This is a genomic window from Streptomyces sp. NPDC048171, assembly GCF_043202655.1.
In the GTDB taxonomy this organism is placed as follows: Bacteria; Actinomycetota; Actinomycetes; order Streptomycetales; family Streptomycetaceae; genus Streptomyces.
Window position 1 is genome coordinate 211595 of sequence record NZ_JBIDAU010000008.1, and the last position, 24763, is coordinate 236357.

At 72.6% G+C, this 24763-nt stretch carries 22 protein-coding genes; 6 read left to right on the forward strand and 16 right to left on the reverse strand.

What is annotated here, in order from left to right:
• Positions 1-14: 14 nt before the first annotated feature.
• From ACGF3J_RS23530 to ACGF3J_RS23545, 4 genes are read right to left on the reverse strand one after another with little or no spacing between them, the layout of a single operon-like run.
• The gene (locus ACGF3J_RS23530; RefSeq protein ID WP_393854653.1) at positions 15-905 is read right to left on the reverse strand and encodes a carbohydrate ABC transporter permease; all 891 of its coding nucleotides are present in this window, start codon (positions 903-905) and stop codon (positions 15-17) included.
• Positions 902-1852 carry a carbohydrate ABC transporter permease gene (locus ACGF3J_RS23535; RefSeq protein WP_393854654.1) on the reverse strand — a complete coding sequence of 317 codons (951 nt, stop codon included), beginning with the start codon at positions 1850-1852 and terminating at the stop codon, positions 902-904. Before ACGF3J_RS23535 ends, ACGF3J_RS23530 begins: the two co-directional genes overlap by 4 nt.
• 14 nt (positions 1853-1866) lie before the next feature.
• Positions 1867-3195, reverse strand: a complete 1329-nt coding sequence (locus ACGF3J_RS23540) for an ABC transporter substrate-binding protein (protein WP_393854655.1) — start codon at positions 3193-3195, stop codon at positions 1867-1869.
• A gap of 31 nt (positions 3196-3226) precedes the next feature.
• Positions 3227-4054 (reverse strand): endo alpha-1,4 polygalactosaminidase, encoded by an 828-nt coding sequence (locus tag ACGF3J_RS23545; RefSeq protein WP_393854656.1) that lies wholly within the window; start codon positions 4052-4054, stop codon positions 3227-3229.
• Positions 4055-4426: 372 nt separating this feature from the next.
• Here ACGF3J_RS23545 and ACGF3J_RS23550 point away from each other — a divergent pair, with 372 nt between their 5' ends.
• The gene (locus tag ACGF3J_RS23550; RefSeq protein WP_161327279.1) at positions 4427-4648 is read left to right on the forward strand and encodes a hypothetical protein; all 222 of its coding nucleotides are present in this window, start codon (positions 4427-4429) and stop codon (positions 4646-4648) included.
• Positions 4649-4664: 16 nt separating this feature from the next.
• Here ACGF3J_RS23550 and ACGF3J_RS23555 read toward each other — a convergent pair whose 3' ends face one another.
• The 5 genes from ACGF3J_RS23555 to ACGF3J_RS23575 form a co-directional block, all read right to left on the reverse strand.
• A complete protein-coding gene (locus tag ACGF3J_RS23555; RefSeq protein ID WP_393854657.1) occupies positions 4665-6122 on the reverse strand; it encodes a cellulose binding domain-containing protein in 1458 nt (485 codons plus the stop codon).
• The gene (locus tag ACGF3J_RS23560; protein ID WP_393854658.1) at positions 6119-7735 is read right to left on the reverse strand and encodes a beta-N-acetylhexosaminidase; all 1617 of its coding nucleotides are present in this window, start codon (positions 7733-7735) and stop codon (positions 6119-6121) included. The genes ACGF3J_RS23555 and ACGF3J_RS23560 overlap by 4 nt, the downstream gene beginning before the upstream one ends.
• Before the next feature lie 63 nt (positions 7736-7798).
• Positions 7799-8650 (reverse strand): carbohydrate ABC transporter permease, encoded by an 852-nt coding sequence (locus ACGF3J_RS23565; protein WP_393854659.1) that lies wholly within the window; start codon positions 8648-8650, stop codon positions 7799-7801.
• Positions 8647-9630: a carbohydrate ABC transporter permease gene (locus ACGF3J_RS23570; RefSeq protein ID WP_161326493.1), complete on the reverse strand. Its 984-nt coding sequence runs from the start codon at positions 9628-9630 to the stop codon at positions 8647-8649. Before ACGF3J_RS23570 ends, ACGF3J_RS23565 begins: the two co-directional genes overlap by 4 nt.
• A 36-nt stretch (positions 9631-9666) precedes the next feature.
• Complete coding sequence (locus ACGF3J_RS23575) at positions 9667-10932, reverse strand: extracellular solute-binding protein (protein ID WP_393854660.1); 1266 nt, start codon at positions 10930-10932, stop codon at positions 9667-9669.
• A gap of 226 nt (positions 10933-11158) precedes the next feature.
• Here ACGF3J_RS23575 and ACGF3J_RS23580 point away from each other — a divergent pair, with 226 nt between their 5' ends.
• Positions 11159-12004, forward strand: coding sequence for a GntR family transcriptional regulator (locus ACGF3J_RS23580; protein WP_161326495.1), 846 nt, complete (start codon positions 11159-11161; stop codon positions 12002-12004).
• 169 nt (positions 12005-12173) lie between these two features.
• Positions 12174-13598 carry a Gfo/Idh/MocA family protein gene (locus ACGF3J_RS23585; protein ID WP_393854661.1) on the forward strand — a complete coding sequence of 475 codons (1425 nt, stop codon included), beginning with the start codon at positions 12174-12176 and terminating at the stop codon, positions 13596-13598.
• Positions 13599-13625: 27 nt separating this feature from the next.
• Here the strand turns inward: ACGF3J_RS23585 and ACGF3J_RS23590 are convergent, their stop codons facing one another.
• The 3 genes from ACGF3J_RS23590 to ACGF3J_RS23600 all read right to left on the reverse strand — a co-directional run bounded on the left by ACGF3J_RS23590 (position 13626) and on the right by ACGF3J_RS23600 (position 16178).
• A complete protein-coding gene (locus ACGF3J_RS23590) occupies positions 13626-14711 on the reverse strand; it encodes a GNAT family N-acetyltransferase (RefSeq protein ID WP_393854662.1) in 1086 nt (361 codons plus the stop codon).
• Positions 14712-14825: 114 nt separating this feature from the next.
• Positions 14826-15194, reverse strand: a complete 369-nt coding sequence (locus ACGF3J_RS23595) for a hypothetical protein (protein WP_393854663.1) — start codon at positions 15192-15194, stop codon at positions 14826-14828.
• Between the two features lie 219 nt (positions 15195-15413).
• Positions 15414-16178 carry a hypothetical protein gene (locus ACGF3J_RS23600; RefSeq protein ID WP_161326517.1) on the reverse strand — a complete coding sequence of 255 codons (765 nt, stop codon included), beginning with the start codon at positions 16176-16178 and terminating at the stop codon, positions 15414-15416.
• A gap of 331 nt (positions 16179-16509) precedes the next feature.
• Between ACGF3J_RS23600 and ACGF3J_RS23605 the strand changes: the two genes are divergently transcribed.
• Positions 16510-16713: a cold-shock protein gene (locus ACGF3J_RS23605; RefSeq protein ID WP_003978336.1), complete on the forward strand. Its 204-nt coding sequence runs from the start codon at positions 16510-16512 to the stop codon at positions 16711-16713.
• A 73-nt stretch (positions 16714-16786) separates the two neighbouring features.
• Here the strand turns inward: ACGF3J_RS23605 and ACGF3J_RS23610 are convergent, their stop codons facing one another.
• From ACGF3J_RS23610 to ACGF3J_RS23620, 3 genes are all read right to left on the reverse strand, one after another.
• On the reverse strand, positions 16787-17620 hold the full coding sequence (locus ACGF3J_RS23610) for an alpha/beta fold hydrolase (protein WP_393854664.1): 834 nt from the start codon (positions 17618-17620) through the stop codon (positions 16787-16789).
• A gap of 59 nt (positions 17621-17679) precedes the next feature.
• Positions 17680-18495 carry an SAM-dependent methyltransferase gene (locus ACGF3J_RS23615; protein WP_393854665.1) on the reverse strand — a complete coding sequence of 272 codons (816 nt, stop codon included), beginning with the start codon at positions 18493-18495 and terminating at the stop codon, positions 17680-17682.
• Positions 18496-18667: 172 nt separating this feature from the next.
• The gene (locus ACGF3J_RS23620; protein ID WP_393854666.1) at positions 18668-21442 is read right to left on the reverse strand and encodes an AAA family ATPase; all 2775 of its coding nucleotides are present in this window, start codon (positions 21440-21442) and stop codon (positions 18668-18670) included.
• Positions 21443-21572: 130 nt separating this feature from the next.
• Here ACGF3J_RS23620 and ACGF3J_RS23625 point away from each other — a divergent pair, with 130 nt between their 5' ends.
• A complete protein-coding gene (locus tag ACGF3J_RS23625; RefSeq protein WP_393854667.1) occupies positions 21573-22511 on the forward strand; it encodes an MBL fold metallo-hydrolase in 939 nt (312 codons plus the stop codon).
• Positions 22508-23995, forward strand: a complete 1488-nt coding sequence (locus tag ACGF3J_RS23630; protein ID WP_393854668.1) for a carboxylesterase/lipase family protein — start codon at positions 22508-22510, stop codon at positions 23993-23995. The genes ACGF3J_RS23625 and ACGF3J_RS23630 overlap by 4 nt, the downstream gene beginning before the upstream one ends.
• 24 nt (positions 23996-24019) lie before the next feature.
• Here the strand turns inward: ACGF3J_RS23630 and ACGF3J_RS23635 are convergent, their stop codons facing one another.
• Positions 24020-24754, reverse strand: a complete 735-nt coding sequence (locus ACGF3J_RS23635; RefSeq protein ID WP_163016169.1) for an SDR family oxidoreductase — start codon at positions 24752-24754, stop codon at positions 24020-24022.
• Between the last annotated feature and the right edge of the window lie 9 nt (positions 24755-24763).

Sequence of the window (24763 nt, forward strand, 5' to 3'; positions counted from 1 at the left end):
GACGTGGCGGGACGTCAGCCCTTGAGACCGCTGGAGGTGATCGACTGGATGAAGGTCTTCTGCGCGCCGAGGAAGGCGAGCAGCACCGGCAGCACGGTGATGACGTTGCCGGCCATCACCGCGGCCCACTGGGTGTGATGCTGTCCCTGGAACGTGGTCAGGCCCAGTTGCAGCGTGTACTGCGTGTCGTGGTTGATCGCGATCAGCGGCCAGGTCAGGTCGTTCCACGTGGTGAGGAAGGTGAGCACGGCCACCGTGCTCAGCGCCGGCCGCGACAGCGGCAGCACGATGCGGAACAGCACCCGCAGCCGGGAGCAGCCGTCGATCCAGGCGGCCTCCTCCAGCTCCCTGGGCAGCGAGAGGAAGAACTGCCGCAGCAGGAAGACCGCGAACGGGGTGACCAGCGACGGCACGATCAGCGCGCCCAGGGTGTCGATGAGCCCGAACTTCTTCATCACCAGGAAGGTCGGGATCATCGTCAGCTGGAACGGCACCGCCATGGTGGCGAGCATCAGCCCCAGCAGCACCCGGGACCCCGCGAACCGCATCCGGGCGAAGGCGTACCCGGCGAGCGAGCCGAAGACGAGGTTCGCGGTGACGGTGACCGCCGAGACGATCAGCGAGTTGGCGAACCAGCGGGGGAACATCGCGTTGCCCAGCACGTAGCGGTAGCCGCCGAGATCGATGCCGGACGGCCACAGGGCCGGCGGGAAGCGGTTGATCTCCGCGTTGCTCATCACCGAACTCAGCAGCAGCCAGACCAGCGGCACGGCGAAGGTGAGGGCGAGCGGCGCGAGCAGCAGGTGCCACGGGCTGAACGGGAGCCGCCGCCGGTTCCGTTCGATGCCGGCGGGCTTCGTCGCGACGGTGTGGACGGTTTCGGGCCGGGTGGAGGTCGCCGTCATGATCGGGCCCCTTCGAGACGGTGGCGTCCCCGACGCCGGACGATGCGGACGGACCCGGCGACCAGGGCGAGGGCGACGGCCAGGACGTACGCGGCCGAGGCCCCGTATCCGGCGGTGGCGTTCTTGAAGGCCTGCTCCCAGATGAAGTAGACGATCACCGTGGTCGAGCCGAGCGGACCGCCCTTGGTGGTGACGTACACGAGGTCGAAGACCTGGAGGGACTGGATGGCCTGCCACACCACCAGGAAGACGGTGACCGGGGTGAGGGTGGGCAGCGTGACGTGGCGCAGCAGATGCCGACGGCCGGCACCGTCGAGGCGGGCCGCCTCGACGAGGGACTGCGGAACGTCCTGGAGGGCGGCGAGATAGACGACGACACAGAACCCGGTGCCGCTCCACAGGGTGATCGCCACCAGCACCAGCAGCGCCTGGGACGGATCGGAGAGGAAGCCCTGCGACGAGATGCCGAGTCGGTGCAGCACCGAGTTGGCGGCGCCGAACTCCGGGTCCAGGATGAAGGAGAACAGCACGCCCTGCGCGGTCGCCGACAGGACGAACGGCACGAAGATCAGGGTGCGGTAGAGGCCGACCAGACGGATGCTCCGGTTCAGCACCAGGGCGAGGGCCAGTCCGAAGAACATGCTCAGCGGCACGTACAGCACCGTGTAGAGCAGGGTGTTGCGGACCGCCTGACTGAAGTGGGGGTCCTGGGCGAGGGCGCGGTAGTTGTCGAGGCCGACCCAGCGGCTTGGCGTCACCAGGTCACTGGCCTGGAAGGACAGCAGCAGCGACCAGACCACGGGCACGATGCTCAGGCCCAGGACGATGAGGACCGCCGGTGAGACGAAGGCCCAGGCGGTGCCCGTCTCGCGCCGGCGCTTGGTGCGCAGGGCACGTGGCTCCGGCGGCGGACCCGCGAGGGTGATGGGTTGGGGGAGGCGCGGCATGGCGGTGTGGCTCCTCAGCGCGGTATGAGCAGGGCGGCGTTGGCGTCGTCGGCGCAGGCGCGCAACGCCTTCTCGGGAGTGCCGCGCCCCAGGAGCACGGCGACGATCGCCTGCCCCAGCGCCTGCGAGACCTCCGGGTACGCCGGGTGGACGGGGCGCACGCGCGCCGTCTCCAGGGCCTTGGTGAACACGGCCAGTCCCTCGGTGCGGGCGACCTTGTCCTGCCAGGCGGGCAGGGACTCGGTGCGGCGGCTGAGCGGGAGGCTGCCGGCCTCGATGTCCCAGCGCACGTCCTGCTCGGGCCGCGAGAGCCAGTCCAGGAAGGTGCGGGCGGCACGGGACCGCGCCTCGCCGTTGTCGAACACGGTCCAGGTGTCGGGTCCCGAGATGGTCACCGGGCGCCCGCTGAAGGACGGCAGGGGAGCGACGTGGTAGTCGATCCCCGCGTGCTCGATGTCGGGCAGCTGCCAAGGACCGGTGACCACCATGCCCATGCGGCCGGAGAGGAACACCTGGTACATCTGCTCGCTGCCGGGCTTGGGGTCGATGTAGACGCTCTTGTCGCGGACCAGGCCGGCCACCACCTCCAGCGCGCGGGTGCCGGAGTCGGCGAAGCCGATCCCCTTGCCGCTGTCGTCGATGACGTCGCCGCCGAGGTCCCAGATCATCGGCCACAGGCGCCACACGGTGTCCTCGTCGCCGGTGCCGGGCCAGCCGGTGCCGAACCGGCCGCGGCCGCTGTCGGTCAGGCGACGCGCGCAGGTGACGAAGTCCTGCCAGCTCCAGCCGGCCTTCGGCAGCGGCAGCCCGGCCTCGCGGAACAGCTTCCTGTTGCAGACCACGGCGAGTGAGTCGAGCAGTGCCGGAGCGGCCCTGACCTGACCGTTGATCGTCACGGCCTCCCGGGCCGCCGCCCAGTGGTTCTTCCACGGCACGGGACCGGACTCGACCTCCTCGGTCAGATCGACGACCTGCGGGCTGCGGGCCACCCGCGCCAGGTCCGAGCCGAAGATGTAGGCGATGTCCGGGTAGGACCCGGCGGCGAGGGCGGCGGTCACCTTCTGGAGCATCACGTCCGACAGCACCCCGCCGCCCATCGACACCTTGATGCGCGGGTGGCTGCGTTCGAAGTCGGCCACCAGGCCCTGCAGGACCTTCTTCGCGGTGTCGGCCTGGCCGTGCCACATCTCGATGGTGACCGTGCCGTCGGGGCCGACGCCGTCATCCTTGCCGGCTCCGCAGCCGGTCAGCGCGGTGCCCGCGACCGCCGTGAGCGCCGCGCCTCCGGCCGACCGCAGCACCCTCCTGCGGGAGGGCCGTGCGGCACGTCGGACCGCATCCATCTGTACCTCCAAGGACTGGCCGTGGGTGAAGTCAGCAGGTCTCACGGACGTAGGAGCTGCTGCCCTTCGGCGAGACGTCCAGGTCGCGCCGGACGATGCTGAGCGTGTCCGCGAACCCGGAGCAGGCCTTCGACAGGCCCTTGGCGGTGTACTCGATGACGATGACGTGGTCGCCGAACTCGGCCGTGTAGTCGCCGCACTCGTCCCATTCGCCGCACTCCTCGGCCACGGCGAAGTCCAGACCGTTCGCCACACGGTTCCCGGCGAGTTCGACGGTGTTCTTCTGTCCGACGGCCAGCCCGTCGGCGTGCGCGCGCTCCGCGAGCAGCTTGATGAACGCCTGGGCGTCGGCGGCGTCGAGGAGCTTGTGCGAGCGGGTGTAGCTGTCGTAGTTGTCCGGCTCGACCGCCTGGAAACCCTTGTTGCCGCAGCTGTCGATCCAGGTGCCGATCTTCTCGGCGACGCGCTCGCGCTTGTCGGCGGTGCGCAGGTCGAGCAGGGCCTCCTTCCATTCGGTGTCGTAGACGATGTCGCCGTCCGCGTCGCGCAGCAGCAGGTCGTCGTCCCACTCGTCCTCGGCACCGCGCTGCGCCTGGAAGGCGTTGACGTAGCAGATGTTGTAGAGGCCCGCCGCGGGGGAGGCCGTGTGGTCGCGGCTGACCACCCGTACGCCGGCCGGCGGGGCGTAGGCGCCGCCGATCTGGTAGTCGAAGTCCGCGTGCGCGGGGGGCGGTGCCGGTACCGCGGCCTCGGCCGGGGTGCTGCCCGGGACGAGGGCGGCGGCGGTGGCGAGGACGGCGGCGGCGCAGACGCCCGCCAGAACCGGCTTCTTCGAGGTGTGCACCTGCGTGCGGCTCATGGTTCGAGCTCCGGAGGGTGGTGGGCACGGCCCCGCCTCGGACGCGCATGGCAGTCCTGGCGACTCAGTCCGGGCTTCTGGCGTCGAGCCAGCTACCGGCTGGGCGTACCTCTGCCGCCGATCGCATGACATCGGCGTTGATCGGGAGTAAATCGACCGGATCCTGCCCCTGTCAAGGGTTCGAAAGGAGAGAGTCGATGCACGAAGTTGATCGAATAACCTTCATTCAGCGCAGAATCAATCACAATGCGTCGGTGGGTGGAGAGCCGGGAACGATGGGAGGGAGCCAGGTCGGAGCCGTGATCACCGGGTGGCCGCGGGGCTGGTAGCGTCGCGTGGTCGCGGCGGGCGGCGCGAGAGAGGTGTCGGTGCGTGGGAGAGCGGCAGGACCGTGAGTGGGTGGCGATGACACCGGGCGACTTCGACCGGGACGCCCCGCTGGTCCTCAACGTGGGCACCGGCCCCGCCACCGTGCCGGCCGAGCCGGACGAGTACGGCACCGCCCCCCTGTTCGGGGAGGAGGCGCCCGCGCCGGGCACCCGGCCCCGCAACCGGCGGGGACGGCCCGCACCCGCCCAGGAGCGGCTGTTCTGACCGTCCCCGCCAGGGGTCAGGAGGCAGGGACCTCGTCCACGAAGTCCGTACCGGCGTCCCGGTACCCGGCGACCTTCGCGGCCACCTGGGCCGGGGTGAGCACCTGGTCCTTGACGTGCAGGACGTAGTCGACCTGCTGGTCGTAGGCGCGCGGGGTCGTCGACGTCTGGCCGTTCAGGTCGATCAGCCACTGGTTGAAGTTGATCGACATCGGCCGCTCGGGCAGGTACTGCGCGTCATGGGTGCCGAAGTGCTGCCCGTCCACGTAGTACGTGATGGCGCTGTCGTCGATCGTGACGACCAGATCGTGCCAGCCCGCGTAGCTCCGGCGCTGCTCGGAGTGCTGGTTGACGGCCTGCCAGGGATCGGGGTTGTAGGTTTCCCAGGAGGTCGTGTACAGGATGTTCGCCGGCTCGCCCCACCCGCCGTTGGGCAGGTACTCGAAGTCGTACTCGGCGTAGTCGTCGGCCATCGGTGCCTTGAGGTCGTTGATGGTGAAGAACGTCTGCACCAGGTGGTCCCCGTCCGGCCCCGACTTCGGCGCGTCGGAGAACTTCACGCGCGCGGCGTAGGTGCCGTTCCTGAACTTCGTGGCCCGCGTGAGGACCTCGGTGTGGGTGGTGGACGCGCCGGTGCCCGCCGTGGAGGTCTCCAGGTTCATCACCGAGTTGCCCCCGGAGGACACGAAGGTGACCTTCGACGGGTCCCAGGTGGCGCCGGGGACGCCGGGGCCGCCGGAGTTGGCGCGCACGCTCCAGCCGTGCGCGGAGATCGCGGGGTCGGTGTGCGAGCTGTAGTCGAAGTCGTCGAACAGCGCCTGCCCGTCGCCGGGCGGGTCCGTGGGATCGGTGGGGTCGGTCGGGTCGTTGCCCTCGGGGGCCGTGCCCCACACGGTGGCACCGGCGAGCTGAGCGGTGACCTTGTCCCAGTTCGCGTACGAGGTCTGGGCGCCGTTGAAGGAGTAGTCGTCGCTCTGCCGGACCGTCTGCCAGTTGGTCCGGTGGAACCGCAGTTGGAGGTCGCCGGTGTCCGCGCCGGGAGCCAGCGTGCCGGCCGCCTGGGTGAAGCCGATCTCCAGGTAGCGGTCGGCGGTCGCCGTCGGGTTGCTCAGCGTGCCGAACGTGCCGGTGACGACCGAGCAGCCGCGTACCGCCCAGGAGCAGGCGAAGCGGTAGGAGTCGCTGGGGGAGTCGGCCTTGAAGTAGTAGCGGACCTTCACCTGGCTGAGCTGGACGGGGGAGGGGCCGGTGTTGCGGACCTTCAGCCAGGGTTCGGTCTGGTCCGCGGTGGCCCCGCCCGCGCTGGTGCGGTACTGGACGCTGAGGCCGTCCGCCGCGGGGGCGGCCTGGGCGGGGAGGGCGGTCAGGGCGCCGCCGCCGAGCAGAGCCGCCAGGGCGAGCGCGAGTCGGGCGCGCCCGGGTCCGGTTCGGCCGGTGGTTCGGCTGGTGAGTGGGCCGGTGGGTCGGTCGCTCATCGGGAATCCTTTCGGCAGGGCTTCCGCGGGTGCGGGAGCGTGGGGGGTGTGAAGTTCGGGGTGTGGAGCGTCGGCACGGGGGCCGGCGGGTCGGCGTGCGGCACGTCCAGGGCGTCCAGGCGGGCCCGGTGCCCGGCCAGCCGGGACGTGAAGTCCCGCCAGCCGGACGTGCCGTCCCAGACCCGCTCGGCGAGCGCGCACAGCCGCGGGTAGGTGAGGTACTCGACGTGCGCCCCGGTGGGCACGAACTCGGTCCACAACTGGCCCTGGGCGCCCAGCACCCGGGACGCGTCCACGGGCGCGGGCGGGGTGAGGTGCACGTCGTACACCGCGCGCAGGTCGACGATCCCGCCGGGCTGGCCGGGCGGTTCGCCGGGGCCGGGGCCGCGCGGGTAGTCGAAGTATGTCGCCCGGTGGTCGGCGTGCACGACCTCGTGCCCGCGCCGTGCCGCCGCGTGTGCGTGGCCGGGTTCGCGCCAGCTCATCACCGTGCACTCCAGGGGGAGGGTGACGCCGTTCTCGGCCCACACGACCGGCCGGCGGCCCGCGCCCACCAGGTGCTCGGACATGCGGGCGATGAACCAGGGGTGCAGGGCGCGGGGATCCGGCAGCCCTTCCCGGGCGGCCCGGGCGCGGGCCGCCGCGCTGCGCTCCCACTCGACGGTGGGGCACTCGTCGCCCCCGATGTGGACGTACGGCGCGGGGAAGACGTCCATGACCTCGTCCAGGACGGTCCGGAAGAAGTCCAGGACGTGGTCGTCGGTGCCCAGGACGTTCTCGCACACCCCCCAGTGCGTCCACACGCCCAGGCGCCGTCCGGGGTCGGTGCCCAGCTCGGGGTGGGCGGCCAGTGCGGCGCGGACATGCCCGGGCAGCCCGATCTCCGGGAGCACGCTCACGCCGCGCTCGGCCGCGTACGCCACCAGGTCCCGCAGCTCCGCCCGGGTGTAGGACCCGCCGTGCGGGACGCCGTCGAAGCGGTCGCTGCCCGCGGGCCCCGCCATCGACTCCGCCCGTGCTCCGCCGACCTCGGTCAGCCGCGGATACGCGGTCACCGGCATCCGCCAGCCCTGGTCGTCGGTGAGGTGGAGATGGAACACGTTCAGCTTGTGCAGCGCCATCAGGTCGACGTAGCGCCGCAGGTAGGACACCGGCTGGAAGTGCCGGGCCACGTCGAGCATGGAGCCGCGCCAGGCGTACCGGGGCACGTCGGTGATCTCCACCGCGGGCAGCTCCCACGGCACCCCGCGCACCGGTCGCCCGGACAGGGCCTCGTACGGCAGCAGTTGCCGCACCGTCTGCACACCGCGCAGGAGTCCGGCCGGGCGGGCGGCGCGCAGGAGGACGCCCTGCGGGCTGACGGTCAGGCCGTAGCCCTCGTCGCCGAGGCCGGTCAGGGCGGGGTCGAGGGCGAGGACGAAGGTGCCGTCGGCGGCCGTCGGCAGGGGAAGCCCCGTGGCGGGGGCGAGGAGGGTGCGCAGCAGGGCGGCGGCCGGTCCGGCGCCCGGGGTGACCCGCAGCCGGGTCGTGTCGTCGAGGCGGAAGCGGCCGGCACGGGTGGAGAGGCGCCGGGGGAGGGGTACGAGGGCCAGTTCGGGGCGTGGCAGGTCCACGGGACGGCTCCGGGGGGTCGGCGGTGCGCGGCGGGGTGGGGGAGAGCGGGGAGGGCCTAACGGTCAGCCCTTGACGCCTCCCGAGGCGAGCCCGGCGGTCACATGGCGTTGCAGGGCGAGGAAGACGACCAGCGCGGGGAGGGCGAAGAGGGTGGAGGCCGCCATGGTGGCTCCCCAGTCGGTGCCGAAGGTCGACTGGAACGAGGAGAGCCAGACCGGCAGCGTCCGGCTGTCCTGCTGCTTGATGATGAGGAAGTTGGCGTAGGTGAACTCGTTCCACGCGGTGATGAAGCCGAACAGCGAGGTGGCCATCAGACCGGGCGCCAGCAGTGGGAACGCGACCTTGCGGAAGGCGGCGCCCCGGGTGCACCCGTCCACCTGCGCGGCCTCCTCCAGTTCGGGCGGGATGCCCGCGATGAAGCCGCGCAGCACCACCACGGTGAACGGCAGCGTGATCATGAAGTAGATGAGCGTGAGTGTCGGCAGGCGGTCGAGCATGCCGGTGTCGCGGGAGATGATGTAGATAGGGATGATCAGCGACTCCCAGGGCGCCATCTGCGCGATGAACACCGCCAGCATGAACTGCCGGCGCCCGCGCCAGCGCATCCGGGCCACGGCATAGGCGGCGCCGAGGGCGACCAGCAGGGCGAGGAGCACGGCACTGAGGGTGACCAGGATGCTGTTGCGCCAGAACAGCGCGAACCCGTCGGCCCCGACGGCCCGCCGGAAGTGGTCGAGCGTCCACGCGCCGGGGATCAGCCGGGGGTCGTACGACTGGATGTCCGTGGACGGTTTGAGGGCCGTCGTGACCATCCAGTACACGGGGAACAGGCAGACCACGACGGTGAGCAGGGCCGCCGCGTTGAGCGGGAGGCGGCGCAGCGCGCGGCGCGGCGAGGGGTGCGGGGTGCTCACAGCTGCTCGCCCTCCTGACGGAAGAGTTGACGGAAGTACAGGACGAGGACGCCGCTCATCAGCAGGACCGTGAGCATCGAGGCGGCCGACCCCAGGTCGTAGCGCTGCCCGGCCAGCGCGGTCTGCACGGCGTACACCGGCAGGATGGTGGTGGCCTCGCCGGGGCCGCCCCGGGTCATCACCCAGATCTGCACGAACGCCTTGAACGTCCAGATGACCTCGAGCGACAGGACGAGCATGAAGATCGGCCGGATCAGCGGGAAGGTGACGGAGCGGAAGACGCGCGTGCCGCCCGCGCCGTCCATGCGCGCCGACTCGTACAGCTCGGCGGGCACGGTGACCAGCGCCGAGTAGAGCGTGATCGCCGCGAACGGCACGGACTGCCAGACGATCAGCACCACCACGATGGCGAACGCGGTGCCGCCGTGCGCGAACCAGGTGTATCCCTCGTACGATTCGAGGCCCAGGCCGGTCAGGGTCTCGTTGACGATGCCGAACTCGGAGTGGAAAAGCCACTGGAAGACGGTGGTGGCCGCGACCACCGGGACCGCCCAGACCAGGACCAGGGAGCTGAGGACCACGGTCCTGGCCACCCTGCCCAGCCGCTCGGTCATCAGCGCGACCAGGGTCGACAGGACCATGATCGCGACCACGCAGACCGCCATGAAGACGAAGGTGCGGCGCACCACCTCCCAGAACTCCGGGTCGCCGAGCAGCGTCCGGTAGTTGCGCAGCCCCACGAACTCGGCGTCGCCGAGGATGAGTTGGCGCAACCGGAAGTCCTGCACGGAGATGAGCACCGCGCGGGCCAGTGGATAGAGCAGCAGGTAGAGCATGCCCAGCACGGCGGGTGCGATCAGCAGGTACGGCCACAGCGCGCCCCGGCCCGCCCCGCCGCGTCCCCGCGTGGGCCCGGACGCGGCGGGCGGACGGCGACGGGCTGCCTCGCGCGGGACGCTCCGCTCACGGACGGTCGACACGGTGCCTCCTGTTCCCTCGGGTCGTCGGGGTCGTGGTCAGGAGCCGCTGTTGAGGGTGTCGGTGATGGTCCGGGACGCCTTCGCGGCCTCGGACGCGGTGTCCTCGCCGGTGAGGACGGCGGTCATGTACTCCTTGACCGGGTTCTTGGCCTCGACCGCCGCCCACTGCGGGGTGTTGGGGGTGGCGTGTCCGTTCGCGGCACCGGCCGCCATGGCCGCGGTGCCCGGGTCGCCGGAGACGGCGTCCGCCAGCGTGGTCTTGTTCGGTACGTAGCTCATGGCGACCGCGAGCTTCTTCTGCCAGGCGTCGCCCGTCAGTTCCCGGATGAAGGTGAACGCCTCCTCCTGGTGCGCGGCGACGGCCGGGACGACCAGGTCGGAACCGCCGGTGAAGACGGCGCCGGGCCGGTCGGCGCTCTTGCCGGGAATCGGGAAGAAGCCGAGCTTGCCCTTGAGTTCGGGGTTCTTCTCCTCGATGACCTTGGCACCGCCGGGGACCGCGATGATCTGGGCGACCTGGCCCTTGGCCATCACCTCCGCCTGCGGCGGCTGGGACTCGTCGGAGTCCTTGGGGCCCTTGCCGAGGGCCTGGAGGCGCTGGTAGAAGTCCATCGCCCGCAGCGCCTCGGGGCTGTCCAGGCCGCCCTTCCACCCGCCGCCCGACTTCACGGCCAGGTCGCCGCCCTCGTCCCAGACGAAGCCGGACAGGACGTACCAGTTCTGTCCCGGCAGATAGATCCCCTGGGTGCCGCCCTTGTCGAGCTTGCGGGTGGCGGCGATCCACTGGTCCCTGGTCCTGATCGAGGCGGGGTCAACGCCCGCCCTCTCGAACAGGTCGGTGCGGTGGATGACGACCCGGTTGGCGGCGTAGTAGGGAATGCCGTACTGCTTCCCGTCGTACGACCCGGGCTCCGCGAGCCCCTTCAGCCAGTCGCCGCCGCGCAGTTCGTCCACCCGGTCCGAGAAGTCGGTGAGGCCGCCGCTCTGGGCGTACTGGGCGACCTGGGTGTTGCCGACCTCGATGACGTCGGGGGCGTCGTTGCTGGCCAGGGCTGCCGTGACCTTCTCGCCGATGCCCTCCCACTCCTGGATCTGGATCTTCAGGTCGATGCCGGGATGGGCCTTCTCGAAGCCCGTCTCGAACTCCTTCTGGAAGCCGGCCGAGACGCTGTCGCGCATGAGCCACACGTCGAGGGCGGTCCGGCCGGACCCGGAGCCGTCCGAGGAGTCGCCGGAGGAACAGGCGGCGAGCCCGGCACCGAGCACCAGCGTGGAGAACAGGGCGAGGGAGCGGTACTTCACGGTTCACCTCTGGGAGAGCTGGAAGGGACGACGCACCCACACTTGACCAGTAAGGGGCGCAAGGCTTACCAGTCGGCGTTGGTCGAAGGTGGCATAGACCAATGGGGGCGTCAACCCCTCGCGTATGCACGGGATTTCAGCCGTTGAGGCCCGACGGGTGGCTGGATCACGAGCGAGGTGGACAGGTAAGCTCGGCTGACCAGCAGACCAGTTACGGGAGTACTGCATGGAGATCGACGCCGCCGCCTCCGGTGCGGTGCTCAAGCGCGAGCGCGTCCGCGACGCGATCCTGGAACTCATCGAGGGACGGCGCCCGGGGGACGCCATCCCCTCCGAGCGCAGCCTGTGCGCCGAACTCGGCGTGTCCCGTCCCACGTTGCGCGCCGCGGTCGACGAACTGGTGGTCGCCGGACTGCTGGTGCGCGAGCACGGCCGGGGCATGTTCGTCGCCGCCGAGAAGATCACCCAGGAACTGGTGTCGGACCGGCGTGCCTTCAGCCTCCCGCAGGCCGCGGGCGCCTGGACCAGCAGGCTCCTGGAGGTCCGCACCCTCCCCGCGGGCGCCCGGGTGGGCCGCAAACTGCGCATGTCGCCCGCGGCGCGGATCCACTACGTGGCCAGGCTGCGGCTGGTCGACGGGGCGCCCATGGCCATCGAGTACCTGCACGTGCCGGCCGACCTCGTCTCGGACCTGACCAGTGAGGAACTGGAACAGGGCGACCTGTACGCGCACCTGGCCGAGCGGCACGACGTCCGGGTCAGCGAGGCCGTGCAGTCGATCGAGCCCACCGTGGTCACCCGGGCCGAGGCCGACCTCCTCGACGTCCCCGAACTCTCCCCGGCGCTCCTCTTCGAGCGCCTGACCACCGACACCCTGGGCCGCCCCGTCGAGTACGTGCACTCGCTCTACCGGGGCGACCGCTACCGCATCGTCTCCCGCCTCACCCTGGGCCCGCGCGACCAGGCCCCCCCTCCGGGTCAGGGGCACCATCCGGGCATCCCGCCAGGCGACTTCACCACCAAGGACCCCGTCACGCTCTCGACCCGCGGAGTGGTCCAGGACGGCATGTAGACACGAGGACGAGCACCCTCAGGTGCGCGGAGATGCTCGGAACGGCTTTGTATCGAGCACGTATTGACATGTCAGGGCTGACACCGCAGAGTCATGCCCCGACAGTGCTCGACAACGCCCGTCCGCGCCCCCACCGTGCAGCCGACCGCCCACGAGGAGTGTTGCCGTCATGTCCGAAAAGCCCGCTGTCTCACGCCGACTGCTGCTGGGCTCCGCCGTCGCCACCGGCGCGGCCGCCGCCGGGATGACCGCGGCCGCCCCGTCCGCGTCGGCGGCCGAGCCGACGCCGCCCCGCCGCCGGCCCGGCCAGAAGTCGATGATCGGCGTGCCCTTCGAGGCCCACAGAACCGTCCGCGTCGGCGTCATCGGCCTCGGCAACCGGGGCGGCGGCATGATCACCGGCTGGGCCGCCGTACCCGGCTGTACGGTGACCGCCGTCTGCGACATCCGCGCCGACCGCGCCAAGAGCGCCGCCGACCGGCTGGCGGCCAAGGGCCACCCGCGCCCCGCCGAGTACGGCGGCTCGGCCGATTCCTACGCCCGGATGCTCAGGCGCGACGACATCGACCTCGTGTACATCGCCACGCCGTGGGAGTTCCACTACGAGCAGGGGAGAGCGGCGCTGCTCAGCGGCAAGCACGCCTTGGTGGAGCTCCCCGTCGCGACCGAACTGCGCCAGCTGTGGGACCTCGTGGACACCTCCGAGCGCACCCGCAGGCACCTGCTCCTGTCCGAGAACTGCAGCTACGGCCGCAACGAGCTGGCGATGCTGAAGGCGGCCCACGACGGTCTGTTCGGAGACGTCACCAACGGCCACGGGGGCTACCTCCACGACCTGCGTGAACTCCTCTTCTCCGACACCTACTACACCGACTCCTGGCGCCGGCTCTGGCACACCCGCAGCACCGCGTCCTTCTACCCGATGCACGGACTGGCGCCCATCGCGGCGGCCATGGACGTCAACCGCGGCGACCGCATGGCCACCCTGACCGCCACCTCGACCGCGCCGAAGGGCCTGGCCGACTACCGGGCGCGCTTCGTCCCCCGGGACCACCCCTCCTGGAAGGAGAACTACATCAACGGTGACCTGGTCACCTGCATGATCGAAACGGCGAGGGGCCGGACCATCCGGGCGGAGCACGACGTGAGTTCGCCCCGCCCGTACAGCCGCATCAACACCCTCGCCGGCAGCCGGGGCATCGTCGAGGACTACGCCGGATCCGCGCCGACCGGCGCCCGGATCTACGTCGAACCGGACCACAGCGGCCACACCTGGCGGGACTTCGAGGCCTACCGCAAGGAGTACGACCACTGGCTGTGGCAGAAGGTCGGCGACGACGCCGCGAACAACGGCGGCCACGGCGGTATGGACTACGTCCTCCAGTGGCGCCTGGTCCAGCTCATGCGGGTGGGACTGGTACCGGACATCGACGTCTACGACTCGGCCGCCTGGTGCGCGCCGGTCCCGCTGAGCGTCACCTCCCTGGCCCGGGGCGGCCGCCCGGTCGAGATCCCCGACTTCACCCGGGGTGCCTGGCGAGAGCGCAGGCCCGGTCTCGACTCGACGCCCACCGAGATGCCGCCCGTGCGCTGAACACCCGCCGCACACCCCCGGACCGCGTCAGCGGTCGCGCACCCGGCCCAGCTCCTGAAGCGCCCGGGCCGCGGTGCGCGCCAGCCGCGGCCGGTCCCGCACGAAACGCCGGGCGGCCCGCACCGGATCCCGGCGCATCCGGTGGACGGCGCCGCCCGGCCCGGGACGCACCACCGCACCCTCGTACACCCGCAGGTCCCGCGTCTTGAACGACTCCTTGTAGCGGGCCGGCCCACTGCCCAGGTCCACTGTCTGGATCCCGTCGGCGGCCGCCGCCTCCAGCATCCGCAGCAGCAGCACGAGCCCGGGCGAGTACTTGGCGTACATGCGGTCGTACGCCGGGAACCACCAGGACAGGACCGTCGGCGAGCGCAGCCCGAAGTGGGCGGCCACCGGCCGGCCGCCGGCGTGCAGCACCGACAGCACACCACGGCACCCGGGATCCCCGCTCCGGGCGAGCAGCTCCACCAGCCCGGTGATCCAGGTCTGCGCGAACCGGTCGCGCCGGCCGGTGCGCCGGTACTGCGCGGACTTCCAGCGCATGAGCGTGCCCAGCGCCGCGGGGTCCTGTTCGTCGTACACGAAGCGGACTTCGCCGACCTGCCGGGCGAGTCTTCGCTCCTTGGCGAGCGTCTGCTTCAGGAACGCGGGCGACCCGGCACGCAGGGCCCGCGCGTACCGGTCGAAGCCGTCACCCAGGTCGACGACCGGCGAGGCCAGCGCCTCGGCCGTGTGCGGCAGGAACATGTCCTGCTCCGACTCCAGGTTGTCGAACTCCCAGGACGGCAGCGAACAGGCCCGCAGCAGCGCGCGGGGGTCCAGACGGATGCCGTCCCGCAGCACGGCGCCCTGGCTGTCCGACACCCCGAGCCCGATGGCCCGCCCCTGGCCCGCGAAGCCCCGCTCGTACGGGAAGTACCCCACCGGGACTCCGTCGTCCCGCAGGACCGCCACCTCGGCCCGCGGCCTGACCAGCCCCACGGCCGTGGTGAACGCCGGGTCCAGGAACGGGTTCGCCGGAGCTCGGGAGGCGGCCCTGATCTCCCGCCAGATCTTGTGGTCGTCCGCGCCGAGCCGCCCCGGCCCGATCACGTCGATGCGCTTACCGGACACGCGCCTGCCTCCTGCGTCGTCGGAACTGAGGACACACGACGGCCTGCCGGACACCGTGTCGCGGCGGGTGGTCACCCGGGCCGCGCGGCGCAGGCCTGCTCGGTACCGCCTCGCTCAGCAGCGAAACGTCTGCAGTGCGGCCACGCCCCGGGCGCCCCCGTCGGCCGCCCTCCCGCGGGCCGGAAACGCACGGCCGGCCGCCGTCCCGTGCTGCCGGGCGGCGTGGGCAGGTGCCGGGACGCGGGCGGCGTCCCCGTCGTCGGCACCCGCCGTGCCCGCGGCCCTCGGCGCGCGGACGGCGACGTGACGGGCCGGGGAGTCCTCCTCGCCCGGGCCGGATTCCCCCGCGGCGTCGGCCACCACGGCGACCGTGGCCGCCGCACGCTCCGCGGGCGCCTCGGCGAGCACCGGCGGCCGGGGGGTGAGGAGATACAGCAGCGCCCACGCCAGCAGGACTGCCGCCGCTGCCCGTCGACGCCGCACTCTCGGACTCCTGACCTCAGTCCCGGCCGGGGCCGACCGCGGGTCGGCACGGGGCCAGTCCCCCGCATACGCCCAGTTGGCTCTCCAGTAGGCCGACCGTGCTCCGTCCCGTCAAGACCGAACCGTGCGAACCGGTCCGTCCGGCCCGGTCCGGTGACGTCGTGCTCCGTTGCCCTCTCGCACCGGGCGTCTACACCGGGTGGACGCACGAGGGGTGTGCTACCGCGCCAGGACCTCCCTCGGACCCATGACGACCACCGGCTCCTTGTCCGGGTCCACGGCGGTCAGCAACGCGCGCATGTGCTCCTCGCTCAGGGACACGCAGGCGTTGGTCGGCCCGTCGTGGTCCACGTGGATCCAGACGCCGCCGCCCTTGTCCTCCCCCTCGGGGCGGGTCAGGTCCAGCGGGGTGGTGCCCGGCACCCGGTTGTAGTCGATGGCGATCACGTAGTCGAAGGACCCCTCCAGCGGCTCGCCCAGATGCCCGGTGCCCGACACGGCGAACTCCGGATCCTGGTCGTACGGGAGTCGGCTGCCCGGGTCCGGCAGCCGGCCGCCCGCGTCGCTGAGCCCGAAGACACCGATGGGTGAGTGCAGGTCGCCCGCCTCGTGCTCGTCGGTCCAGCCGCGCAGGCCGTTGTGCGCGGACCAGGGCCCCGCGACCGCCCGCCAGCCCTGGGCGGGATACCGCTCGTAGAGCACCACCCGCGCCTGCGACGACGTCTCCGACTCACCGGTGACCACCAGGGCCTGCCGCGTGCCGGGCGGGAGCAGGTCCCCCATGACCGGCCCGACCCCGGGAAGCGGGCGGGGGAAGTGGCGCGGGGGACCGGGGCGGGGGGACACCGGCTGGGCCGCCGAACTGCCGGGCGCGTGGGCGTCCTGCAGGGAGGCGTCCGCTTGCTGCCGGGCGCAGCCGGTCCCCAGCACGCCGGTGCACACGGCAGCGCCGATCACCAGGGCCAGGGCTTTCCTGACGGTCATATCGATCTCCGACTCCGTGGGTGGACTACTCATAGCTAGACCACTTGTGGAACCGGGGTGTCCGCTCGCCTCGCCGTCTCCCCCGGATGGCGCAGAGGGGACCCGTACGGCGGTCGTTTTGGGGCCCCCGTACGCAACATCGTTCCCGCTCACACCCCTTACTCACTGGTGGGGCTCGGACATGCCGTGTAGCGTCAGCAGCAGATGTCGTGGTTCGCCCAGACCGCCCGCCCCGGAGTGCGGGCGGTTTGCTGTGCAATGCCGGAGGACCAGGACGACCACCTCCGGGTTCGCGCGGTGCGGATCCGATAACGGCTGAAAGGCAAAAGGCATGGCCAGCGGAACTGTCAAGTGGTTCAACTCTGAAAAGGGCTTCGGCTTCATCGCGCAGGACGGCGGCGGTCCCGACGTCTTCGCGCACTACTCCAACATCAACGCCCAGGGCTACCGCGAGCTCCAGGAAGGCCAGGCCGTCACCTTCGACATCACCCAGGGCCAGAAGGGCCCGCAGGCGGAGAACATCACCCCCGCCTGACCGGCAGACTGCCGAACAGGGCAGGGTGGCCGGAGACCGAGCGTCTCCGGGCACCCTGCCCTGTGGCATGCCGTCAGGGAACGTCGCGCAGGAAGCCGAGCAGTGCGGCGGTCAGCTCGGCCGGCGCGTCCTCCTGGACCAGATGACCCGCTTGGGCGATCGGCTCCCACCGGGCGCCGGGCACGGCGGCGGCGAGTTCGCGACCCTTCGCCACGGGAATCCAGGCGTCGTCCTCACCCCAGCAGATCAGTGTCGGTACGCCGATCCGGGTGTACCGGTCCTGGATCTCGTCGGTGTACCGCTGGTCCGCCTGGGCGATCTGCCGGTAGAAGGCCGGCTGCCCCGACTCGCCGAGCCAGGGCAGGACGAGCTGGTCCAGCACCGCCGGGTGCAGTCCGGGGCCGCCCGTGGAACCCACGTACTCGCGCACCAGCGCCCCGTGGAGCGCCGGGGGCAGCTGCTCGAACACCTCGGCGTGCTCGCGGACCAGCCGGAAGAACGGCGACCCCCAGGGCGCCAGCGCGACCGGATCGACCAGGGCCAGCGCCCGGTAGCGGGCGTCGTGCAGAAGGTGGGCCCGCAGCGCGACGGCGCCCCCGAAGTCGTGCGCGACGACCAGGGGCTCCGCCAGGCCCCAGTGGTCCAGCAGCTCGGTGAAGACCCTGCCCTGCGCCGCCAGTGACACGTCCTGGCCCGGGAACTTCTCCGACATCCCGTAGCCGGGCATGTCCCACACGAACACCTGGTGGTCCCGCGCCAGCGAACGGGCCACCGCACGCCAGACGTACGAGGAGAACGGCGTCCCGTGCAGCAGGACCAGCGGGCGCCCGTCCGGGGCGCCCAGCCGGTTCCAGCGGACGGTGCCCGAGCCGCTGCGGTACGACTCGGGCAGCTGCCATGCGGACATCGGGGTGTTCCTTTCGATCGGCGTGGCGCGGCGTCCGGTGCCGGACGCCGCGCGTGGCGTCACGGCTTGCGCGCGAGACCGCCGTGTTCGCCGATGGGCTCAGGGGCGGGGCCGCCGGCCTCGGGACGCCAGAGGGTCACCGGGACCACGCCCGGCTCCACGAGCTCCAGGCCGTCGAAGTATGCCGTGATCTGGTCGACGGTGCGCAGGATGTACGGCGCGGCGCCGCTCTCGTTGTAGGCGTCCTGCGCCCGCTCGAACTCCGGGTCCGTGCCCCGCGAGCCGTCGTTGACCGAGAGGTAGCTGCCGGACGGCAGGGCGTCCATCAGCCGGGTGGCGATGGAACGCGCCCGGTCGTGGTCGGCGACGTGGCCCAGGATGTTGCTGAGGATGAGGGCGACCGGCCGGTCCAGGTCCAGGGTCTCGGCGGCGGCCGCCAGGACGGTGTCCGGGTCGAGCACGTCGGCGTCGATGTAGGCGGTCGCGCCCTCCGGGGTGGAGTACAGCAGCGCGCGGGCGTGGGCGAGGACCATCGGGTCGTTGTCCACGTAGACGACGCGCGCCTCGGGCGCGAGGCGCTGGGCGACCTCGTGCGTGTTGTCGGCGGTCGGCAGACCGGTGCCGATGTCGAGGAACTGCCGGATGCCCGCCTCGGTGACCAGATGGGTGATGTTGCGGCGCAGGAAGGCCCGGCTGCTGCGGGCGATGGTGACGATGCCGGGGAAGACGGCGGTGTACGCGTCGCCGGCCTCCTCGTCCACCGGGTAGTTGTCCTTGCCGCCCAGCCAGTAGTTCCAGATCCGGGCCGAGTGCGGCACCGAGGTGTCGATCTTCTGGTGTGCCGAGTGACCGGGCGTCGTCGCGGGGTCGTTCATGGTGGCGGTCCGTCTTTCAGCCGAGGCGTGGGTGCTTTCCCACAACCTACGCGGCAACGGCCTTTCCCTGTACACCGGTTCGCCCACGGCCCGGACGGAACCGAGGGTTCCGCGGAAATCCGGACGCGCGACCCGGGGCGCTCGTGCCGGGCTGCCGGGCCGGCCCACGGCCTCACGACCGGTTGCCGTCCGCCCGCTCCACGAGGTCGCGGAGTTGCGAGCGGGCCGTGATGCCCAGCTTGGGGAAGCTGCGGTACAGGTGGGAGCCGACCGTGCGCGGGGAGAGGAAGAGCCGCTCGCCGATCTCGCGGTTGGTCAGCCCGCGGGCGGCGAGCCCGATGATCTGCCGCTGCTGCGGGGAGAGCCCGGCCAGCGAGCCGGGGTCCGCGTCGGCGACGTCGAGTCCGGCGGCCCGCGACTCGGCCAGGGCCCGTTCGGTCCAAGGGCGCGCTCCCAGCCGCCGGAAGGTCTCCAGTGCCTCGGCGAGCGGCGTGCGCGCCTCGGTGATCCTCCGCCGGCGGCGCAGCCACTCGGCGAGGTCCAGCAGGGCCTGCGCGCGCTCGAAGGGCCGGTGCGCCGAGTCCGGCTCGGCGAGCGCCGCCCGGAAGCGGGGTTCGGCGTCCTCGGGGTCCGCGAGGAGACCGCGGGCCCGCTCGGTCAGGGCGCGCAGACGGGGCGAGGCGTTCCCGGCGAGTACGTGCGCGGAACGCTCGACGATCGCGGCGGCCTCCTCGCGCCGCCCCGCGCGCACGGCGGCCGCGGCCAGGTCGGCGAGCGCGGGGTAGGACGCGTGGTAGTGCACGGGGGAGCCGTCCGTCGTGAAGACCGCGCGCAGTTGGTCGTACGCCGTCTCGTGGGCACCGTCGGACGCCGCGGCGGCCGCGAGCGCGCGCCGGGCGTAGACCGCGACCGAGCGGCTCTCCAGCGGGTCGACGAGGGCGAGCGCGTCCGCCGCCCGGGCGCGCGCCGGCTCGCTGTCCCCCTGGAGGGCGAGCAGCATGGCGTCCACCGCGGCCGCGCACGCCACGGCGTGGTCCAGGCCCAGCGCCGAGCCCACCGCGGTGACGCGGGCGCAGGCCTCGCGGGCCCGTTCCCAACGCCCCTGCTCCAGGTAGGCCCAGGCCGCCGCGCCGCCCATGCCGTCGGGGAGCGCCCCGTGCGCCTCCCAGTGGTCGAAGGCCTCGTCGAAGGCGCGGACGGCGAGCGGTGTCTCGTCCATGAGCCACGCCATGACGCCCACCGCGGTGAGCCGTTCGGGCCGGCCATTGGACTCTTCGGCCAGCCGGGGCAGTCGGGGGACGAGCCAGGCCCGGCTCCCGAAGGGGTCGGACACGGCCCTGACCCAGACGCCCGGCCACGGGTCCGGCACGTCCTCCGGAAGCGCCGCCAACACCTCTTCGATCCGGTGCAGCTGGGCTTCGTGTCCCGCGTAGAAGCGGACCACCGCGGCGTCCGTCAGCAGATCCAGCGCGGCGGCGGGCCGGGAGCGGGCCAGCCCCTCGGCGGTGTCGGTCAGCCGGGCGAAGACCGCGGAGTGACGCGCGGTCAGCACGGCCAGCCGCCCGGCCTGTACGGCCGCCTCGGCCCGCGCCCCCACGTCGTCCGTGCGGGCACGGACGGCCGCGACCAGTTCCTCGACCCAGGACAGGTCCCCGGTGAGCACCGCCGCCCGGGCGGCCGCCACCAGCAGCCGGGCGCCGTCCTCGGGGCGCGGGGCGAGTTCGGCGGCCCGTTGCAGCGCTTTCGCCGCCGCCGCGTGGCCGCCCCGGCGTCGGGCCCGCCCGGCGGTGCGCACCAGGTCCGCCGACACGTCCGCGTCCGCGTGCGGGGCGGCGGCGGCACGGTGCCAGGCACGCCGGTCCGGCTCGGTGAGCAGCATGTCGGCCAGCGCCAGGTGCGCCGCACGGCGGGCCTCGGAGGACGCCGCGTGATACACCGCGGACCGCACCAGCGGGTGGCGGAACCGGACACCGGAGCCGGTCCGCCCGATCAGCCCGGCCGCCTCGGCGGGCAGCCACGCGTCGTCCCCGGCACCGGGCAGCCCGGCCGGTACGGCGAGCGCGGAGTCGCCGGTGTCCATGGCGGCCAGGAGCAGCAGGGCCCGTGCGGTGGGGGAGGGGAGGCCGTCGAGACGGGCGGCGAAGACCCGTTCCAGGTGGTCGGTGAGCGGCAGCGGTCCGGCCGGCGCCGGCTCCCGGCCCGGGTCCCGGGCGGACCTCGCCAGTTCCACCAGCGCCAGCGGGTTGCCGCCGGCCTGGTCGAGGATCCGCGCCCGGGTCCGGCCGACGGGACTCCGCGGCTGGAGGTCCAGCAGACGGTGGGCCGAGGCGTCGTCCAGCGGTCCGAGCACGAGGGTCGGCGCGTGCCGGTCGAAGCCCGGGAGGCGCTCGCCCGTACGGGCTCCGACCAGCATCGTCACCGGCTCACCCGCCAGCCGCCGGGCCACGAAGGACAGCACGGTGAGGGAGGCTCGGTCGAACAGCGGCGCGTCGTCGAGGAGCACCAGCACGGGGGAGGGCCCGCCCAGCGCGGAGAGCAGGTCCAGGACGGCCACGCCGACGAGCATGAGGTCGGGCGGCGCCGCGTCCCGCCCCCCGCCGAGGGCGTCGCACAGCGTCGCGCGCTGTCCGTCCGGCAGTCGCTCCGCCTCGGTGCGCACCGGCCGCAGCAGTTGGTGCAGCGCGGAGAACGCGAGGTCCGACTCCGACTCGCTCCCGGTGGCCCGCAGCACGCGCGCACCGCTCGCCGCTGCCCGCCGCGCCACGGAGTCCAGCAGCGTGCTCTTGCCCGTGCCCGCCTCGCCCAGGAGCAGCAGCACCCGCTCGGGCGACGCCGGGTCCGCCGCACGAAGGAGGCGTGCCCACTGCGCGTCCCGGCCCACGACCGGCTCGCCGGTGTCCGGCCCCGGGTCCGCGGCGGCACCCGCCGTCCCTGTGCGCTCGTCCACGCCGCCAAGGCTACAAGCGGCGCCGACTGCCCCGGCGCGGGTGCAGTCGGGTGACGGATACCGCGCCCGCCGGAGCGTCCGTAGGTTTTCGGGCGGGCCCAGTAATGTCCTCGCCTCACCAAGGAGCGTCATGGAACGGATCGAACTCGGGAACGTCGGTGTCACCCGGGTGTGGGAATACTTCGGGCCCGTGGAGATGACACCCGAGACGTTCTTCCCGGAAGTCCCGAAGGACGTGTGGGACCGGCGCCGGGACTGGCTCGAACCGCATTTCCTGGATTCCCGGACCAATATCGTGAACTCGGCGATCCAGACCTGGCTGCTGCGCAGCGAGGGCAAGAACATCCTCGTCGACACCGGTGTGGGCAACCACAAGGAACGCCCCTACGCGCCGGTCTGGAGCCGGCTCGACACCGATTTCCTCGCCAACCTCGCACGGGCCGGCGTCCAACCGGAGGACGTGGACGTCGTGATCAACACGCACCTCCACATCGACCACGTCGGCTGGAACACGTATCTGGACGGACGCGACTGGGTGCCCACATTCCCCAACGCCACGTATCTGATGCCGCGTGACGACTTCGAGTTCTGGAACCCCGAGAACGGCCACCGTCCGCTGCTGGGCCGCGGCAACCAGAACGTGTTCGAGGACAGCGTCGCCCCGGTGCACCGGGCCGGACAGACACTGCTGTGGGAGGGCGGCCACCGGATCGACGGCAATCTGCGGCTTGACCCGGCCCCCGGTCACACCCCGGGCTCCAGCGTGCTCACCCTCGACTCAGGGAAGGACCGCGCGCTCTTCGTCGGGGACCTGCTGCACTCCCCGGTCCAGATCCTCGAACCGGACCACAACAGCTGCTTCTGCGAGGACCCCGCCGGCGCCCGCGCCACCCGCCGCAGACTCCTGGGCTGGGCCGCCGACCACCACGCCCTCCTGTTCCCGGCGCACCTGGCCGGACACGGAGCCGCCGAAGTGGTGCGCGACGCGGACAAGTTCGCCATCAAGGGCTGGGCGCCCTTCGACCCGTACACCGAGCAGCACCGAGACCACCCGAAGGGCACGAAGTGAACCACCACGACCCCGTCGTGACCACGGGCCGGGGCGCCGTGCGCGGAACCCTCGAGGACGGCACCGCCACCTTCCTGAACATTCCCTACGCCGCACCGCCCCGGGGGGCCGGCCGCTTCGCACCGCCCCGGCCGCACGAGAGCTGGGACGGCGTACGCGACGCCACCCGGCCGGGGCCCACCGCACCGCAGTCCGAGCGCAGACTCGGCCGTGTCGACATGTCGGCCTACTTCGGCCCCGGCCGGATCCCCGGCGACGACTATCTGACCGTCAACGTGTGGACGCCGGAGATCACGAGAGGTGCCCTGCCCGTCATGGTGTTCGTCCACGGCGGGGGATTCGTCGCCGGATCGACCCGGGCCCCGATGTACGACGGGTCCGCGTTCGCCCGCGACGGCGTCGTCCTCGTCACCCTCAACTACCGGCTGGGCATCACCGGATTCCTCGACCTCCCCGGAGCGCCCGCCAACCGCGGCCTGCTGGACGTCGTCGCCGCACTGCGGTGGGTGCACGAGAACATCGCCGCCTTCGGCGGCGACCCGCACCGCGTCACCCTCTTCGGCCAGTCGGCCGGGGCGACGATCGTGGGCGGCGTCCTCGCCGACCCCGGGGCCGCCGGGCTCCTGCGCCGGGCGATCGTCCAGAGCGGCAGCGGCCTGGGCGCGTTCACCACCGGGCAGGCCGCCCGCGTCACCGCGGCGGCGGCCGACGCCCTCGGCGTGGCACCCCGGGCCGACGCCTTCGCGGAGATCCCCGACGACCGCCTGGTCGACGCCGCCGGCGCCTTGGCCGGCCTCGACCTGCGGACCCCGGCCCACCGCGACCCGCTGCTCGGTCTCAGCCCCTTCAGCCTGGTCCTCGACACCCAGCCCGCGACGTCCGTCGCCGCGGGCGCCGGGGCGGGCACCGACCTGCTGATCGGAACCAACACCGAGGAGGGCAACCTCTACCTGGTCCCCGTCGACCGGTACACCACCTCCGACGCCCGGGACGTCGACGCCACGGCCGCGCGGGCGCACCCGGACCCGGCGCGGCTCGTCGGGACGTACCGCGCGGCACGCCCCGGAGCGACCCCCGGCGAACTCCGCTCCGCCATCATGGGCGACGCCCTCTTCGGCGCCGGCAGCCGCGCCCTGGCCGACGCGCACGCCGCGCATCCGGCCTCCTCCACCCACGCCTACGAGTTCGCCTGGCGCTCGCAGGCCCTGGACGGACGGCTCGGCGCCACCCACACCATGGAGCTGCCCTTCGTCTTCGACCGCACCGGCCTGCCGGAGCTGCGCGGACCCGGCGGCCTGCTCGGCCCCGACGAGCCACCGGCGGACCTCGCCGCCCGCACGCACGCGGCCTGGATCAGGTTCGCGAGCACCGGGAACCCGGGCTGGGACGCCTACGACACCCGGCGCCGGACGACCATGCGCATCGACGCGGAGTGGACACCGGCCGACGACCCCCGCGGCGCGGAGCGGCGGGCCTGGAGCTGACCCGCGGGGTCCGGGCCCGCCCGGCTACTGGGCGCTGCCCGCCGGGCGTACGACGATCTCGTTGACGTCGACCCCGGCGGGCCGGGACACGGCGAACGCGACGGCGTCCGCGATGGCGGAGGCGGGCAGGGCCACCGAACGGTAGGTCTTCATGTCCTCCCGCGCACGCGGGTCGGAGATGGAGTCGGCCAGCTCCGACTCGGTGACCCCGGGGGACACGACGCTCACCCGGATGCTTCCGTCCGACTCCTGGCGCAGTCCCTCGGACAGGGCCCGCACCGCGAACTTGGTCGCGCAGTACACGGCGGCGGTGGGCACCACCTCGTACGCGCCGACCGACGCGATGTTCACGACGTGGCCGCCGCCCTGCCGCCGCATGACCGGCAGGGCGGCCGCGACGCCGTGCAGCACCCCGCGCACGTTCACGTCGATCATCCGGTCCCACTCGTCGACCTTCAGGGCTGCGAGCGGCGAGAGCGGCATCACCCCGGCGTTGTTGACCAGCACGTCCACCCGGCCCCAGCGTTCGGCGGCGGCCGACACGAACGCCCGCACGTCGGCGGCGTCGGTGACGTCCAGCCGTCGGAAGGCGGCCGTGCCGCCCTCGGCCGTGATCCGCCCGGCCAGCTCCTCCAGCCGGTCGGTGCGGCGGGCGCCCAGGAACACCCGGTGGCCGTCGGCGGCCAGGCGGTGGGCCGTGGCCTCACCGATCCCGCTGCTCGCCCCGGTGACCAGTACGACCTTCGCGATGTGTGTCATGACAGTGCG